Annotated in this window: 15 protein-coding genes; 2 read left to right on the forward strand and 13 right to left on the reverse strand. The window is 38.4% G+C overall.

Annotated features, from left to right (window positions below; genetic code table 11):
• The 4 genes from BM305_RS16340 to cysK form a co-directional block, all read right to left on the reverse strand.
• A partial coding sequence (locus BM305_RS16340) for a cellulose binding domain-containing protein (protein ID WP_177214776.1) occupies positions 1-3,332 on the reverse strand: 3,332 nt, incomplete at its 3' end.
• Positions 3,333-3,520: 188 nt separating this feature from the next.
• Positions 3,521-5,089 carry a putative ABC exporter domain-containing protein gene (locus BM305_RS16345; protein ID WP_092563280.1) on the reverse strand — a complete coding sequence of 523 codons (1,569 nt, stop codon included), beginning with the start codon at positions 5,087-5,089 and terminating at the stop codon, positions 3,521-3,523.
• Positions 5,086-5,784 (reverse strand): ABC transporter ATP-binding protein, encoded by a 699-nt coding sequence (locus tag BM305_RS16350; RefSeq protein WP_092563283.1) that lies wholly within the window; start codon positions 5,782-5,784, stop codon positions 5,086-5,088. Before BM305_RS16350 ends, BM305_RS16345 begins: the two co-directional genes overlap by 4 nt.
• Before the next feature lie 99 nt (positions 5,785-5,883).
• Positions 5,884-6,813: a cysteine synthase A gene (gene cysK, locus BM305_RS16355; RefSeq protein WP_092563286.1), complete on the reverse strand. Its 930-nt coding sequence runs from the start codon at positions 6,811-6,813 to the stop codon at positions 5,884-5,886.
• Positions 6,814-6,986: 173 nt separating this feature from the next.
• On the opposite strand from cysK, the gene BM305_RS16360 reads away from it, so the two are divergent.
• A complete protein-coding gene (locus tag BM305_RS16360) occupies positions 6,987-8,879 on the forward strand; it encodes a flagellar hook-length control protein FliK (protein ID WP_092563289.1) in 1,893 nt (630 codons plus the stop codon).
• A gap of 74 nt (positions 8,880-8,953) precedes the next feature.
• Here the strand turns inward: BM305_RS16360 and BM305_RS16365 are convergent, their stop codons facing one another.
• The 7 genes from BM305_RS16365 to BM305_RS16395 are packed head-to-tail and all read right to left on the reverse strand — an operon-like array spanning position 8,954 to position 16,102.
• Positions 8,954-10,186: a sensor histidine kinase gene (locus tag BM305_RS16365; RefSeq protein ID WP_092563292.1), complete on the reverse strand. Its 1,233-nt coding sequence runs from the start codon at positions 10,184-10,186 to the stop codon at positions 8,954-8,956.
• The gene (locus BM305_RS16370; protein WP_092563295.1) at positions 10,183-10,857 is read right to left on the reverse strand and encodes a response regulator transcription factor; all 675 of its coding nucleotides are present in this window, start codon (positions 10,855-10,857) and stop codon (positions 10,183-10,185) included. The genes BM305_RS16365 and BM305_RS16370 overlap by 4 nt, the downstream gene beginning before the upstream one ends.
• Before the next feature lie 55 nt (positions 10,858-10,912).
• Entirely contained in the window at positions 10,913-11,575 is a 663-nt protein-coding gene (locus BM305_RS16375; protein ID WP_092563298.1) for an urease accessory protein UreH domain-containing protein, read from the reverse strand.
• A 2-nt stretch (positions 11,576-11,577) separates the two neighbouring features.
• Entirely contained in the window at positions 11,578-12,366 is a 789-nt protein-coding gene (locus tag BM305_RS16380; protein WP_092563301.1) for an acyl-CoA dehydratase activase, read from the reverse strand.
• On the reverse strand, positions 12,356-13,657 hold the full coding sequence (locus tag BM305_RS16385; RefSeq protein ID WP_092563304.1) for a 2-hydroxyacyl-CoA dehydratase subunit D: 1,302 nt from the start codon (positions 13,655-13,657) through the stop codon (positions 12,356-12,358). The genes BM305_RS16380 and BM305_RS16385 overlap by 11 nt, the downstream gene beginning before the upstream one ends.
• Positions 13,644-14,828, reverse strand: coding sequence for a 4Fe-4S binding protein (locus BM305_RS16390; protein ID WP_092563307.1), 1,185 nt, complete (start codon positions 14,826-14,828; stop codon positions 13,644-13,646). Before BM305_RS16390 ends, BM305_RS16385 begins: the two co-directional genes overlap by 14 nt.
• Complete coding sequence (locus BM305_RS16395; protein WP_092563310.1) at positions 14,825-16,102, reverse strand: 2-hydroxyacyl-CoA dehydratase family protein; 1,278 nt, start codon at positions 16,100-16,102, stop codon at positions 14,825-14,827. Before BM305_RS16395 ends, BM305_RS16390 begins: the two co-directional genes overlap by 4 nt.
• A 160-nt stretch (positions 16,103-16,262) precedes the next feature.
• On the opposite strand from BM305_RS16395, the gene BM305_RS16400 reads away from it, so the two are divergent.
• Positions 16,263-16,673, forward strand: a complete 411-nt coding sequence (locus BM305_RS16400) for a hypothetical protein (RefSeq protein WP_092563313.1) — start codon at positions 16,263-16,265, stop codon at positions 16,671-16,673.
• A 66-nt stretch (positions 16,674-16,739) separates the two neighbouring features.
• Here BM305_RS16400 and BM305_RS16405 read toward each other — a convergent pair whose 3' ends face one another.
• Both BM305_RS16405 and BM305_RS16410 read right to left on the reverse strand, forming a co-directional pair.
• Entirely contained in the window at positions 16,740-17,099 is a 360-nt protein-coding gene (locus BM305_RS16405) for a PilZ domain-containing protein (protein WP_092563316.1), read from the reverse strand.
• A 49-nt stretch (positions 17,100-17,148) separates the two neighbouring features.
• Positions 17,149-17,583, reverse strand: a complete 435-nt coding sequence (locus BM305_RS16410; protein ID WP_092563319.1) for an RrF2 family transcriptional regulator — start codon at positions 17,581-17,583, stop codon at positions 17,149-17,151.
• Positions 17,584-17,792 lie beyond the last annotated feature (209 nt).

The raw sequence follows: 17,792 nt of genomic DNA on the forward strand, positions 1-17,792 counted from the left end.
AGTGCCCCCACAAGCGGAATCAGACCAATGCCGTCTAATGCCGTTTCCCCGAAGTGCTCCCAGGTAGTTTCCCAGGTTATAATATCATGTGTTAAGTCACGAAGATCTTGATACACATCTACTCCAGTAAAGGCTAGTCCTACCTCTCCCACTGTGCCGATGACCGTACCTTTCTCCGTAAACTTCCCAAGAATAATCTGCTCCAGTCCATCTGAAAAATAAGATTTCCATGCAGCCCACTTGGAAGGAAGCTTAAAATAGGCTACTGCCTCTTTCTTCTTCACATACTCTATTTCAGGACTTGTACTTAAAACCTGTGATTCAGAATACACGACCTGACAGCCTGTAATTTTCTCAAATAATCTACAACGGAACAATTCACTTTTATCCTGTACGCAGTATTGTACAATTCCTCTGTCAATAAAATGTATGACTTCCAATTCCTCCAAACTATAGTTCATCCGCTTACAAACTTGCAGCAGGGAATAGGTTCCTTCCAAGGTAGCTTTTTCAAGCCGTACCCATCTTGTCCGATACTCTTTCACAAATTGCTCCAACGTATAATCATCGTCAAATAAAATATTAAATGCCTTATTGGTATTTAACAGGACAATTCCAGATTCACCATAGCTTACTGGGATTACATTGTATTTCTTTGGTTCAGAGTCCTCTCCATCTGGAATGGTGTCCCCATCGGTATCTGCTTTTGCCGGATTGGAACGATAATTATAGACTTCTACCCCATTCCCGTAACCATCATACCACGTTGTATTTATCTCTGCCAACTCTGACTGATCTGGAATACCATCCCCGTCACTGTCTACTGTTGGATCGGTGCTGACTTTTACAATGGAGTAATCGGATAGGCGGACATATTCGTAGTCATCTGAATCATCGTAATCTCCTGTATTAGCGGTTTCTGTTCCAACGGAATCCCCCCAAAAATCATATTCTTCCATAGTATCAATGAACCAGGCAAAATGTCCTGTTTGACACCAAAATTGTTCATGTTCTACGTATTTAATAAACTCATATAATATGTGAGGCGTACTCCAGAAAGTAGAACTATCGATATATTCTTGAAATATCAAATAGATATTATTTTTTGTATATACATTAGTACGGTTATAATAGCGATCGTTAAATCTTTCAACGTAATTTTCATAATCAGACATAACATATAAGATTTTCTTTGTATTGAAGGAAGAAAAATAGGAACAAGCACTTTCCATACGATCAAACATATTTCCAACTAATCTTCCATAATAGTTCATACAAGTGCTATATGGTATCGTATCAGCATCATAATTACTCAATTTAATATTTTCCAATATTTTCTTGAATAACTTGACATCATCATACCATCCATAGTATCTCATTACATATGACTGTTGATAATAAGAATTTACATCACTATAGGTAACCAAACCGTAACGGATATTTATTTTTGTACTTTGATAATAAGAAAACATAAGTCGAGTTGCATCTTCCACCCTACTAATATATTTATCCTTATTATAAGTGGTATCAATAAAGAATAAAATGTCAACGGTTTCGCTTTCCATACAACAAGATGTATTTAGCACATTTGTTTCACTGTTTCTCTCTGCCCGATCCTCTACTGCATAATAACACAGTTCATCTACCTCAGCTGAAACCACATTATTTTCTGTATCTACTGTGGAGAGAATGGGAATAACTACTCCATCTTCTATTCTTACAATGGACAAATTCTCAATATTATGTTTATCTAATATTTCCTCACTGATCTCAAAGGATATCTTTGCACTTTCATACTCCATTTCCTCATCATGGGAAAAATGAAGAACCGAACTGACCAGATAATCCAGTTCACTGTACATACCATTATAGGAATCATCTTCTAACACAATTTGACTGCTGTAATCACCAGAACCAGTCACTGAGATAGAAGGAATCACCTTAATTGCCTCAAAATCCAATGCGGCATATACTTCCTTCGTAAGCTTTTGATTCTCTACCCGTTCCTGCCCATCTGGCATACCATTTCCATCTGAGTCTTTCTTTAACGGATCGGAACCATTTAAAATTTCAGTTCCATCACCTAGCCCATCTTGATCCGTATCATAGGCGGTCGGATCGGTAAAATGCACGTTGACCTCTTCCCCATCCGAAAGACCATCTCCATCCGTATCCTTTACACCTGGCTCTGTCCCCAGTTCATATTCTTCTATATTGGTCAGCCCATCCTGATCGTAATCATCTGTTGCTAAAATATCTCCAAACTCACAGATTTCACTATTCTGCATAAGAAGAATAGGATACAATACGGATAATTCATACTCATCTGGCAGTGCATCCTGATCACTGTCTTCTGGGGTTGCCGTCACAACTGGCGTTACCGTTACTTCTGGGATTGCCGTTACTTCTGGTGTTACCGTTACTTCTGGTGTTACCGTTACTTCTGGTGTCGCTGTTACCTCTGGCGTCTCCGTCACCTCTGGTATTTCCGTCACAACTGGCGTCTTCGTCACTTCTGGTGTTGCCACCTCCACCAACTTCTTATCCTTCAATACAAAATTCTCTGGCTCTGTATTGCCCTCACCTGCTGTTCCACAAAATCCCAGTACAATTGCTTCACCTGGTTGGATATTCCCATTGTATCCTGCATTTTTTATGATATAATGACTCCCCACATGACTGACTATCTCCGCTGTCCAAAATTGTTCTATTGTTCTGCCAAAATCAAATTCCAGTAACCAGTCCTCCAATACCTCCTCCGAATGGTTAAAAAGATTAATTTGCCCGGTAAAGCCTGTCCCCCAGTCGTTCAGTGGCTCATAAGTAATCTCATAGCCACTAGAAACAGAACGCTCTGCTTCCAGAATCCAATAAGCTTCTGGTACCGTTATCTCATTTTCACAGCTTGCACAGAACCCAATGTTGACACTTCCACCTGCTGGAATGTCTTGATTCCATGTCATATTTTTTACTATATATGTATTATCCTCATGGGACCAAATATCTGCATTCCATATAGTCGTGATTTCATGAGGAAGTTCAAATTTCAGTGCCCAGTTATCGATTACCCTGTCACTGGTATTTGTTACCGTAATACTACCATTAAAATTCCCTGCCCACTGGGCTTCCACACAGAATTCTACCTGATAGCCATCTCCCTGAAATACAGGATTCGTTGTAGTTTGCCTTTCCCCAACAGCCTCTTCTTTACTGGTGTCTATGGACACTATGGTGTCTGCCGACACTCTCACATTTGCCCAAGGTGCCAGTAACATACCTAACACTAACCAGACAGCTATCACCCGATACGACATTATTTTCCTATTCTTCATCCGATTTTCTCCCTTATTTATTTAGTCAGCAAATTACACTTTACAAAAAAGCTTGTAAACTGCAATTTCCAATTAAATTATATGTCATATTTTCCCTGCCCGTCAAGCTTTTACTTTAGAAAATGATACAAAAAAGTCTGGCTCATACTCACCGAAATGACTATAAAACCAGACTTTTTCAATACCTGTTAACTATTATTCTCCATTCTGTAAAACAAGGTAGACGCTCCATAAAATTCAGCTAATGTAATCAAACCACAGATTACAATCATTATAAAATAGCCAAACTCCAGATTCCAAAGCAGTGTTCCTAAAAACGCCCCAATGGCACCTATGCCAATTGCAATCCCCTGAAATATCATTTTAAAGAGCTGTTTTCCAAACTGCCCCAAAGTATTCCCGATTAGTGCTTCCGCAAGTACTAAAACATACAGCTTATTTGCCTGTAAACAGACGTAAATAAATAGTCCCAACACGATTTGCAGTGGTGTAAGCCTTAATACAACTCCGATTGGAATGGAAATCAGCAGTCCGTCTACAATAGACCGATAATGCTCCACCAAGGTTGCATACCATAGTTTTTTCACCGTAGAATCGGGAATCAGAAACGTATACGGATTTACAATTTCCTTTCCCCATTTACCACTGTATCCACTAAAAATAAAACAAATGTAGGCGGAAACTCCAGGAAGAACAAACATTCCCATATTCTTCACATCCTCATCCCGGAATAAAAACACTCCTACAATTCCCACAGCTAACGAAATCAAAGTATTCCAGCCGAAAATAAAAGTTCTGTTTTTCTTATACTCTAAGATCTGTTTGTAGTAAATTGCCTTTGCTCCACTTCCCTTATAGGTAATCGAGGCTCTTCCAAACCTTTTCCTCTTCCCAACCAGTGCCATTTCACCTCGCCTGGTCTTTTTCAATGCCTCTTCATAATCATCTGCAAACTTCATAGCATCTTCATAGAACAAGCCAGTACATTTCATTTTTACTGCCATCACTAAAAACACAATGGTTGTTAAAAAATACAACGCTGTGCAGATAACATTTAATGTAGTCGGTCCAAGGAGAAGCAGTCTGTAAAAAGAAATACTCCATCCGATTACTGGAATAGCTTGAAATACGCGATTTTCTACAAGGGTATGTATAAAACGAAGCGCATTTTTATCCTGTAAAAATAAATAAATAATATAAGCCATCATGGCAAATAGAAATGCCATAAGCAGATGTCCAAATACTTTTACTGTTTTTTCACTAAAACGTTCATTTCCGTAAAGGAGCAGCATAATAGAACCTTCCAGAACATTTTCTACCACAGTGGCACCTATAAAATATAAAAGCATTTTCCATATTGGTACATGAAACATAATTACACCAGCTGGCACTAAGAAAGCAGCCAAAACCAGTCCCATAATAATAGTACGGAGATGGGCATATAGAAGCACCAGCTTAGGATGAACTGGCATGGTAAACAAAAACTGAACATCACTCTGTTTAAAAACCAGACCCTTCCTTTTTGCATAAGACATAAAATTAAGTGGAAGAAATAAAATAGCCGTAAACGACAATACTATAATCAGTCCCTCTGGATTTGCCATATTTAGCTTCTCCACCAGCCCTGGTAAAGAAACAAAGAATGAAACCAGATAAATTCCAACCAAAACAAAATAAATGTAAGTAACTGGCTTTTTCAGCGCCTTTTTTAATTTATTTTTAAAGGCTGTTCGATAAAGATATCCTATCAGACTCATTTTTCCTCACCACCCGTTATTCCAAAAAATATTTCTTCGATGTCCTGCTCCAAAGCATCCGTCTTACGAAAAGAACCTACTATTTTTCCCTTATTCATAATAAACATAATATCCCATAGTTCCTTCACCATTTCCAGCATATGAGTACTTACTAGAACCGTTGCACCTTCTGTCTTTAATTCTAAAATCACTTCCTTTAGCTCCTTAATTGCCTTAGGGTCTAATCCAATCATAGGCTCATCAAACAAAATCACTTTTGGGCGTATCATTAAAGCACAGCAAATGCTTACCTTCTGCATCATTCCCTTTGATAATTCATTTCCCAGCTTATCCTTTTTATCCCATAGTTCAAAGCGCTTTAATAAGTTTTCTTCAAATCCTTCTTCTGCCTCCACACCATATGCCCGCTTAATAAATTCAATGTGCTCTTGAACTGTCAGTGCCTCATACATTGATGGCATTTCTGGCACATATGCAAATCTTCTTTTTGCCTCAATGGTACGGGCAGACAATCCGTTCATGAGAACATCTCCCTGGTATTTCAACAGTCCTGCCATACTCTTAATAATAGTAGATTTACCAGCACCATTTGGTCCTAATAAAATGCCGACTTCTCCTGCTGGTATGGTAAAAGAAACATTATCTACAGCCAGCGATTTTCCATACTTTTTCGTTAAGCTCTTAATTTCTAACATACTATCCCACCTTACTCTAATCTACATAACGCAAAAAACGAATTATTGTATTACTACATTAATACAATAATCCATTTTAGTTTGTTTGTCAATCAATTTTTATTCAAATAGTGGTGTAGATAAATATCTTTCTCCCGTATCAGGTAACAGCACTACAATATTTTTCCCTTTATTTTCTGGTCGTTTTGCCAGTACTGTTGCCGCATGCAGTGCAGCTCCAGAAGAAATACCGACCAGAAGGCCTTCTAACTGGGCGATTTTTCTGGATGCCTGGAATGCCTCTTCATTCTCCACCTGAATAATCTCATCCACAATGTCCAGATTCATAATTTTAGGAATAAAGCCAGCTCCTATTCCCTGAAGCTTATGGGAGCCAGGCTTTCCACTAGAAAGAACAGGAGAATCCTTCGGCTCAACCGCAACTATTTTTATATCTGGATTTTTCTCTTTTAATGCCTCTCCATTCCCTGTTACCGTTCCACCTGTTCCTACCCCTGCAACAAAAATGTCTACCTTTCCATCTGTATCCTTCCATATTTCCTCTGCGGTTGTTAGGCGGTGAACTGCGGGATTAGCCGGATTCTCAAATTGCTGTGGAATTACCGCATTCCCATATTCCTTCACTAATTCTTCTGCTTTCCGAATGGCACCTGGCATTCCCTCCTGTCCTGGTGTCAGAACCACCTCTGCTCCCAGTGCTGAGACAATTCTCCGTCTTTCAATGCTCATTGTTTCTGGCATCGTCAGAATAAGCCTTAATCCCTTGGAAGCTGCCACAAATGCCAGCCCAATCCCCGTATTTCCACTAGTTGGTTCGATCAGTACTGTTTCATGATTAATCTTCCCCTGTTGGATTCCCTCTTCTATCATGGCATATGCCACCCGATCCTTTACACTTCCCAGTGGATTAAAATATTCCAGCTTTGCAATAACAGCTGCCTCCAGCCTTTCCTCCTGCTCATAATGACTCAACTCCAGAAGTGGAGTATTTCCAATTAAATCTGTCAACTTTTTTGCGATATTTGCCATTCTATTCATCCTCTCTAATTCATACTATTTCGCTATGTTTTATATGCTTTATTTATACTACTTTTTTTTATTCTTGTCAAGAGTAAACTTAATTGCAAAATAGCTATTTCATTTTAACAGTATAACCGATATAATAAATAGAAAATTCATGTTTGGCAGAAAGGAGGCGTGAAGTGGACTTATCAAGTAAAAAAATTAATCCCTCCCAGACAACAATAAACCAAAGGAGTGCTCCTAAAGGCACTGGACAGTCTGTTGGGAGAATGAGCGATTACGGTGCCCGGGCTCCTATCAGACAGCTGACAGAGGGACAAGTAATCAAAGGTGAAGTAACGGATTTACGAAATAATGAGGTGACTGTGTTACTGGATGACAATACAAAGGTAACAGGACGCCTGGATCATGTCAGCTGGCTTTCCATTGGAGATGTTGCCGCCTTCAAGGTGGCTCAGATCATGCCTGGGAAAATCAGCCTACAGGCGATCCCCTTCAGCACTACCTTAATGGAAAGCAATACAATGTTTAAAGCATTAGAAGAAGCAGGTTTACCAAAAAACGAAAGGAACCAGGAAATTGTGCTTTCTCTTATCCGCAACCAGATGCCGATAAACAAGCAAAGCATTTTGAACATTTTAAAGCAGTCCTATGAGTTAAAAGACATTGGAGTCAGTTCAATTGTACTAATGAACAAATTAAATATTCCTACAACGGCTGAAAATGCAACTCAGTTTGAGAACTATAGAAGCTCCCAGCACTATCTGGCTGATAATCTCCAGTCCTTAATCAGGGAATTTCCAGGTATGCTGAAGGAAATCCTTAGTATGGGTGAACCAGAACAAATTCAATCTTTTGCTGAAAAACTGCTTGCCATTGTGGATTCTAGTTCAGATCAGTCAGCACAACAGAACCTGGTTACCGCCCCCTATATTTTTTCTTCTAATGACGCAAAGGAAGATCTGCTTTCTATTTTGGATACCTTTGGAATGTCAGGAGAAGAGCGTGAAGCAATCGAACAGGGGACAGCAACTCTGACTGATTTACAGCTTAGCATTTCCAAATGCTATCAGAATGCCCTTTTCATTGATGAACGAAATGCTCAAGAAGCACTAGCATCCATAGAAAATGCAGATTCCCTAACTACTACAGAGATTACAAATCTGTTATCAGAAGTTCCGAAAACGGTGGAGGTTTTTGATCAGCCTGAGATTCAATCCATTAACCAGCTTTATCAAGAGTACTTAAAAGAGAATCAGCTAGTTGGCGGATTTTTCGATGTAAATCAGCGGGAAGATTTAATTTCTTTTTTTGAAAAAATACCAAATTCCGATGCATTAATAAAAAGTATTCAAAGCGGCCAGGCTTCTTTAGCAGACGTAGTCTCTGCACTAAAATCAGCGATTCCTGTTTCTGATTCTAAAGAACTGATTCAATTACTAGAATCACCTGCCTTTCCTCTTATAATGAGTGAATCACTGCGAAGAAACTGGTTTTTAAGCCCAAAGGATTTGAAAAAGACAGGCAGTATTCAAGGCTATTATGATAAGCTTTTTCAAAAAACGCAACAATTGGATTTACTATTAAAAACCTCTTCCCTAACAGACGAAGAAAGTGGCTTTGCAGCAGATATACATTCTATGAAAAGCAATCTGCAATTTATGCAGCTTTTAAATGACGTTTTCCCTTATATGCAGCTGCCGTTATTTTCTGAAAACGGTTCTGCTCACGCTGATTTATACGTTTATACAAAGAAGAAGGAGCTGCAAACGGATCCATCCAGTCTCAAAGTTTTATTACGCTTAGATAAGGAACACCTAGGTTCTTTGGATATTTTCCTTACTTTATCGGGAAGAAAACTAGAGAGTAAATATTATGTACAAGATGATTTTAGTCGAAAATTATTGAAGAAAAACATTAATTTAGCAGACGCAAAACTTCGAGAGCTTGGCTATCAGGTATCTTCTGAATTTATTAAAGAAGACCCACAGGTAGATATTGTGAACGACTTTATTGCTCAGAAAGAATCTGCTGCCTCTATCAAACGATATACCTTTGATATCCGGGCATAAAATAAACAGAAACATCCCTTGCTCCAGACACAGGACGCAGGGGATGTTTCTGCATAACTAGAAATTTCTACCTCCTAAATGATGACGGTAAATCCAATTCTTCCTCCTTCTCTTTGCTGTACACTAATCTGTCCATGGTGCTTCTCTACTATTGATTTTCCTATTGAAAGGCCTAACCCATAGCTGGTTTTTCCATTTTCCCGGCTTCTGGACTCATCAGCTCTGTAAAAGCGATCGAAAAAGCAATTCATACTTTTTGAATCCATCTCAACATCACACCTGTTGCTAATATCCAGCACTGCCTTCTTCCCTTTGCTTCGCAGATTCAGCCGAATATCACCTTCATCTACACAGTACTTGATTGCATTATCACATAAAATTGCCACCAGTTGACGAATAGCACCTTCATTTCCATTGATGAAAATATCTGGCTCTACTTCATAGCAAAATGTTTTGCCCTCAAATTCAGCAACTGCTGCAAAGGAAGCTGTCGTATCTGTTACTGCATGACTTAGGTTAAACCGCTGCATATCCAGAACAACCTCCTCTTCCTCCATCCGGGATAAGGAAACCAGATGATTTACTAATTTTCTCATAGTCGTCACTTGCTTTTGTGTATTTTCCACCCACTCATTATTGCCAATATCCATTGCCAATATATCCATGTTTGTTGCAATTACCGTAAGCGGTGTTTTCAATTCATGTCCGGCATCTGTAATAAAACGTTTCTGCTTTTTATCACTTTCGATTAGCGGCTTAACTGCCTTCCCAGACATTAACACAACAAACAGAAACACACATAATAAACCAACAAGGCCAATTGAAACAGAAATCCATCTGAGAGAATAAATATTATAAAAATGGGACTCACAATTAAAAATCGTTACTATTTTTAAATTGTCATTTTCTGAAAATACAGCATATTTGTAATTCCCAATTCTTCCTTTTTCCTTGTTCAATTCCAGAGCTTTATTGGCCAAATCTATTGCTTCTTCCTCTGTGACATTGTTAATATGTTTTAAATCTACAACTTGTTTGTCACCGTCTTCATAAATCCAAACAGAAAAATACTGATTCTCATATTGTGATGCTGCAACCTGAAATTTCTCATTCTTTCTTCCAACATGGTTTTTCCAGTATTCCGGAAGTTCTCCCTGATTTAAGCTTGTCTCTGAAATTACTTTCTCCAGTTCACTATTTAAATAATAATAGTTAACCAGGTTAATTGCTGCTATTATAACTGCTGTACAGACTGCCATTGCAGAAACAGACATCCAAATAAATTTCCACCGTACTTTTCCAATCATAGGCAGTCCTCCAAAGAATATCCTACTCCTCTTGTAGCCCGAATCTCACACCTCGAACCGATTTCCGCCATTTTCTTTCTTAAAAATGAGATGTTAACCCATACCACATTTATTTCTGCCTCCGAATCCCATCCCCAGATATGCTCCATAAACTGATTCATAGAAATAATTTTACGTGGAGACAAAATAAACATTTCCATCATTTGAAATGCCTTACTGCTCAGATGTACTGATTTTTCATTACAGGACAGGCAGTAGGTTCCTCTATCCAGCTGAATGTCCCCAAAGGTAAGGCAGTCGGAAATGTATTCGCCACTTCTGCGCAGAAGTGCTCTCACCCGTGCAATCAGTTCCCGTCCAGCAAATGGTTTAGTCAGATAATCATCAGCACCGGAATCCAGTCCTAGAACCCGGTCATCCATTTCGCCTTTAGCAGTAAGCATCATGACAGGTGTCTTTATACCATCCCTTCTAAGCTGCTCCAGCACCTGAATCCCATTCATCTTTGGCATCATAATATCCAAGATAATTCCGTCATAGTCTCCATGCTTGGCATAGTCCAGTGCATCCAATCCATTAAACACTGGGTCTACTGCGTAGTTACTCCGCTCTAATAAAGTAACAACTGCCCTTGATATATCCCTGTCGTCTTCTGCAAATAATAGCTTCATTATATCCACCTTCCGTTATTTTCTACTGTTCATTTTATCACATATCTTTTTATCTTTACAACAAACTGATAAAAGAAAACACCGTTAGTGCCACATAACATCCTAAACGGAGCCATTCCAAATAGCCAGGAATTTCCTCGGCAATTTTTTTTGATAACACTCCTGAAATGACCACCAAAAGAAGTACTGGAGTGACAATTGTTGCAAAGGCAAACAGGATTCCTGCACAAACAGCAGACACAGGACTCAATGCTGCCGTATAACCAAGTACCATAAGTAGTGGCGCACATGGTGTAATTCCATATAAAAATCCTACTGTAAATACAGGTAATTCTCCCTTTCCTGCTTTCCTCTTTGGTGTTCCACATCCTTTACAGCTTTTGCAGCTCCTTGTTTTCCCCCTGTCATAAAACCATTTTATCACTAACAACATCCCTGTTCCAACCGTAACTAATTGCAGCATAAAACGAAACTGAAAGCTGCCAATATTTCCATTGGTATCAATGAACTGTTGTCCAACAACTGCTGCTATCCCACATAAAAGTACTACTGCTGCTATCTTTCCAAGAAAAAACGTGGCAAATGAAAAAAGTGATTTTTTCATCCCCTTTCCCCTGGACAATATATAGGTGGATAAGAACACACTAATAGCTGGGCTACAACAGGTCCCACATCCCAGCCCCACTGCCCCTGCCTGAAGCATCATTGCAATTCCCATATCTATGCCCTCCCACTGGCGATAAGCGCCGCACCAATAGCACCATTAAACTGTGGATGATTTGCAACATAAACATCCCGCATCATTTCTTCCTCAAATGCCTTGTGTATTCCAATATTCAATGCTCCTCCGCCTGTCATAAGAATATCACCGCCTTTTTCAGACTTTTTCATCATTTTAATAATACGCTTTGCCATGGAAAGATGCATTCCTGCTAAAATATCTTTTCTGTCATATTTTCTTGCAATCAACGAAATCACCTCAGACTGGGCAAAAACTACACAAGTACTGTTAATATCACATGGTGCTGTACTTTCCAGAGATAATGGACCTACCTGATCAATAGTGGTCTCTAAAATTTGTGCAATTACCTCCATAAATTTTCCTGTTCCTGCTGCACATTTATCATTCATCGTAAAATTTTTTACTGTATATTGATGATCCAGATATATAATTTTACTGTCCTGACCTCCGATATCAATAATCATTCCTGGCCGATAGCCTTCTGGGGCAGTCAGCCGCACTCCAAAGGCATGGGCTGTAATCTCAGATATATCATCATCAGCAATGTCAATAATTTTACGACTGTAGCCAGTTGCCATAATGTATTTTATATCAGAATCACGTATTCCTTCCTTTTCACACAATCTTCCAATTAACTGTTTTGCTGACGTGTTGTTGTCGATTCCTGTATTACATACCATAGTATTCACTACCCTTGTTCCACATAGTAATGCGGCTTTGAGATAAGTAGAACCGCCATCTAGTCCTGCATAATAATTATCTGCCATTCTTATTTCCTCCTAACTTGATCATTTCAATAAAAGCTTCAATACGAATACGTAACTGCTCTATATCTTCTTCGTTATAATCGCTTTCTACCCTGATTACAGGAATCCCAATTTTGCCTAGTTCTTCTTCCAACACCTGATACTCATAATCATATACTAAGCAGCCACGTAACACATGATAAATTACCCCCTGTACCTTCTGGTCTTTAATCATCTGTTTAATCCGATAAATCCGCTGTGTATTGTCTACAAAGGTAGGACAGGTACATGGTCTTGTATAGCGGTTGGCAATTGCCCGAATTAATCCATCAAAGCTTTCATCCACCACTGCCACTGGGTCATACAGCATCCTTTCCCCCATACAGGTTTCATCCCCTATCAGACTGCCTCCCATTTCTTCTATTAGCAACGGAAGCTTAATGTTTGGAAAAATAACAGGGGAGCCTGTTATCATAATTCTTGGCTGATTTTCTTTTGCTGCGTAAAGCTTATTTTTCTTGTTTTGTTCCAGCCTTGCATTTAACCTCTTTAACTGACTGCTCCATTTTTCAACGGGCATGTAAGAATAGGCATTCATCATAGCCATTACATGGGTTCCTTTTATTAACGCAGGCGTCTGCCTTCTATACTCAAGAAATCTAGAAAATTCATACTGTGCATATGCAACTTGTTCCATCCCCTCTATCAAGCTTTCATACGTAACCTTCTGTCCAGTAGCCTGTTCAAGTACCTTTATAAGCTGATAAAGTTCCAGAACAAACTGTTCCATATCTTCATCTTCTGATTTGGAAGAGGGAACATGAAGAGAAAATGTAGGAACCATTTCCCCCAGCATTCCCGCAATTTTCTTTTTGCAATCGCAGGTTACAGGTACAACCATCAAAGCGCAGTCTCTGTATATAGGCATAGTTCCCATAGTCTGAAATCCTACTACTGCTTTTACCAATGGGCAGGCATCCCTTGGTACCACATCATCTCCAATGGAAAAAGCGGTATAACTTCCACTGCATAATTTTACAGGTATGGCTCCTGCTGCGTAGATAAGTTCCTGTGGTACCATTACACAGTAGGTTCCAATCGCTTTCTTTCCATTGGTTTCAGGGATATTCATTTGCTCCACATAAATATTACGAAGTACCTCAAAATAAGGTTTTATTTCATCAGGAGCACCCGGCAGTTCTTCCATTCTTCTCAGATACTTTGCTGCAACCTTTGTTGACTTACTAATAAAACGTTCTCTCTGTCGCTGCTCAACCTGTGATAAGTTTTGATTCTGTTTATTTATGCTCATTTTTCTTCTCCATTTCTTTATATCCAAACATAAATGATTTTCTTGATGCCTTGTAAAGATCTTTTCCTGCAAATTTTAAGGAAAGTGCATTGTTTTCTGGACATTTTTTAATACATTCACCACACATAATACAATCTGTTGTTGTTACATCTTCATTTTCTCTTTCTGTATAAATACTTTTTATACCCATTGGACAGGCTTCATAGCAGGCACCACACTCTGTACAAGACTGGCAGTCTTTTTTCAGCCGGAATGGTGTGATTTTATAAACCAGACCCATCAAATACCCCATTGGACAAATGGTGCACCAAAAGCGGCGTTTAAAAAAGCTTCCTACAATTACCATTACCATGATAAAGCCACTCACAAATAAACTTACTTTAAATCCAGCAAATGCTGGTGTCAATGAGACTGCTGGACAGAAGTTACAGAAATTACCTCCCACAAAACACAAACACAAAAATACAATTACTAAAAACCATTTTACTGGTTTTAATCCCTGATATAGCTTTTCATTTAGTGAAATGCCCTCTATCCCAAGTCCCTGCCGGATAGAATGAACAATGTCTTGTAACAATCCCATGGGACAAACAAAACCACAAAATATTCTTCCAAATAACAGTAAAAAACCAAATAAACTTAGAAGGAACATGATAATTTCTTTCCATGGCAATGTAAATAAATCACTGAGATGGGTTAAATAATAACAACCTGATTCTCCCAGCTGTTCTCCATCAATAGCACAGGATAAAACAGGAAGATCAATGGATGAAAACCAGGTTCCAAACATTCTTGCTCCAAAAATCAGTAAAATAGTGCTTGAAATCATGCTTACCCATCGAATTAAGGTGAATTTATCTGCCTGCCGGCCTCCAATTCTTCTGCCAGTTCTTCTTCCAGCCCGCTCTTCGCAAAATTTTCCTGCAACATAATCTTTTTTAATATAATACTTTCTAATATATATACATAAAGTAATTCCCGCTGCTGACAGAATAGAAATAACCAAAAATGGCAGCAAAGCGATGATATAACTAATTGGTCCACCTGTAATATTTTCTAATCCAGATGTATATTCAAAAAATTCAATTTTCCATGCAAAATATGAGGCAAATCCTATAACCAGACAGGTGACAATCATCGTCAATAGATAGGTTTTCTTATTTTTCATCATGCTCTTTTCTCCTTGCTATAGCTTTTGTATCGTCCACTGCTGTATTGATTTTGTACCAGCATTTCCATAAATGCCTCCATTCGGATTCTTATTTGCTCCACATCCTGATATTGATAATCCGTTTCCAGCCGAAATACTGGAATTCCGTATGCAGAAAACAATTCTTCATAATGTGCCAGTTCAAAATCATATTCAATCTGACCCTTTAATACGTGATATACAACCCCTTCCATATTTCCTGTTTTCATCTGATATCTCACACGATCATACAATGTTTTGTTGTTTGCATACGCAGCGGAACAATCTCCCTTATAATGTACCATTGCAATTGCCTGAAAAATATCTTCCTTTTTTCTTCCTGTTTTTTTTACCTCTTCCAAATATATTTTTTCTGTTAAAATATCTGCATTTGCACAAATCCTTAACCCAATGTCCTGAATCAGAAATGGAATTTTATAATTTGGAAAAACCACTGGCGATCCCATAAGCAATACGTTGGGCTTGTTCCGCATAGTGCTGGCATTATAACAACATGGAAGTGCCTTTATCTCCTTGATAAGGCTTTGGAGCTGTCCGCACCATTTTGTAATATTTTCTGTATAATAGTAGCTATTCACTATTACCATGCGCAGTGGATCACTGATAATATGTTCTCTTCCCTTTATGCTCTCTAAAAACTCTCTCATGAGTCTTCTTGCTCTGTCTGTCACTTTTGACGCTTCCAGTAATGACTGCCTTGTAATTGTGTGACCTGTGTAAGCGGAAAGTTCTTCTGTCAGGCGCCTCATCTGCTCCACCCACTTATACAATGCCAGTGGTTCCTGTTTATTTGGCGGAATATCAGCTGTTATTACACGGTAACCTGCTCTTTTTAAAAGAAATACTATTTTTCTTGTACTGTCGCAGGTTACGGGTACAATAATTACGGCTTCTTTCGCTAAATTAAATTTATCATTCATCAAATATCCCAGCATAGACTGGCTAACTGGATCGGTATCTCTTGGAACAAGATCATCAGCCCAGGAAGCTGTGCTTAAACTTCCTCCTAAAATCCAAAAAGGTACTTTACCCGCTGCATAAATATACTCTTCTGGTATACTGTTTCCTAACACAATCACCTTTGGCCGCCGGGTTTTCATCGTATTTAAATGGAAGTAGTGATATGTGGTATCTAAAAAATACTTTGCACCTGCTAATTTTTTATTTGAACGCAGTAACTGGTTTAAGGTATCTATAAATTCACTTTCATAAGTAATTGTTTTTTTATCTGGCATGCGTAATTCCTCCTGACGTCGTTTGTCAATTTATACCCTTATCATAGTACACAAACTTAAAATCAACTTAAAATTTACTAAGTAATAAAAATACTCGCTTTTAAGTTCATTTTAACTTGTGGCTTTATACTATAACTACAAAAGAAATGGAGGATTATTTATGCGACTGAAGATTATAAAATCGTTTTTTGCAGCCACGCTGGCTCTATGTATTATTTACAGCAGCATCCGTTCGGCTTATCATTATGTACTAGCAAGTACCACGACCTATGTTTCGGAAGAGACTGTTGTTTCAGAAGAGATTATTCAGAGTAATACGCTAGAAACGGAAGAAGCTTTAACTGAAAATACGGAAGAAACGGAAGAAGCTTTAACTGAAAGCACTGAAGAAACGGAAGAAACCTTGGATGAAAGTCCGGCAGAAGATAAGCCTACTCTTTCAGAATATCTTTCTACTTTGACCTGCGGTGGCTGTGGACGGAACTGCTCTCTTCTTCACCCTCGCTGTCATAATGGAAATCAAAAAGCGTCCCGTGCTGAATCTGCATACTACGAAACGTATGGTGAATAGAAAAGTGAAGCCGCTGCTCCATAGGTACTTATTACCTATTTTACAGCGGCTTCTTCTTTCATCCTATTATTCATTTTCTTCTTCAAATTGTTTTTCATATTCATCGAATATATAGTGAAAAACAGGGGCTAATCCCACAAATTCACACCCATAAATGGTAGTTTTACCTTCTAACACTTGTGTTCGAACAATTTTTACTACTGAAAAAATAGAAGATTCACTAGACCCTAATTCCAGATTGGCGTTAAAATAATAACCAACTGGCAACCTGCTTTCTGTCTTAAATCCAATTCCCGTTCTTGATACATCAATTACTTCGATTGGAGCATTAATGTTAATTACAATCTCATTATCCTGCTTAAACAGCGAAGAAATTGTTAAACTTAAATGTGCTGGTACTCTTTTTGCGCGCCTTTTTTCATCCATCTCATTTTCCTCTTTTCGTAAACATTTTTACTGTTCTCTGCTGTAACTACTAAATGATGTAATTATTTACTTTGTTAACCTGCCAGTCCACTAAATCTGCCAAAGTAATATGATCTACAACCCCTTTAATCGCATTATCCAAGCGAGTCCATACTTCTAATGTTGCACATTCCTCCTGACGATGACAGACATTTTCTTCATCCTCCAGACATGCAACTGGTGCCAGACTTCCCTCTGTTAACCGCAAAATCATTCCTACTGTATATTGCTCCGGTGCCTTGGCCAAGCGATAACCTCCCTGCGCTCCCCGCACGCTTTTCACAAAGCCTGCACGATTCAAAATAGAAATAATCTGCTCCAAATACTTCTCTGATATTTCCTGACGCTCTGCAATTGTTTTAATCCTTACTAACTCTCCATTATTATGCAACGCTAAATCTAACATAAGTCTTAATGCATAACGTCCTTTTGTAGAAATTTTCATGTCAACCACCACCAATGTTTATTGTAATTCTTTCTATTCATACTAATCATATCAAATCAGTATGCTTCTTGCAAGCGCCAATGACATTGATTTTTCCACTTAATTAGTATATCATATTTTCCATTTTTGTAAAATCTTATATCCATAAAAATATACACAATAATGCTTTTGTAAAATAAAGATATATTTAGTAATTGTTTCTTTACTCT

The organism is Anaeromicropila populeti, from assembly GCF_900112775.1.
Taxonomy (GTDB): Bacteria; Bacillota; Clostridia; order Lachnospirales; family Lachnospiraceae; genus Anaeromicropila_A; species Anaeromicropila_A populeti.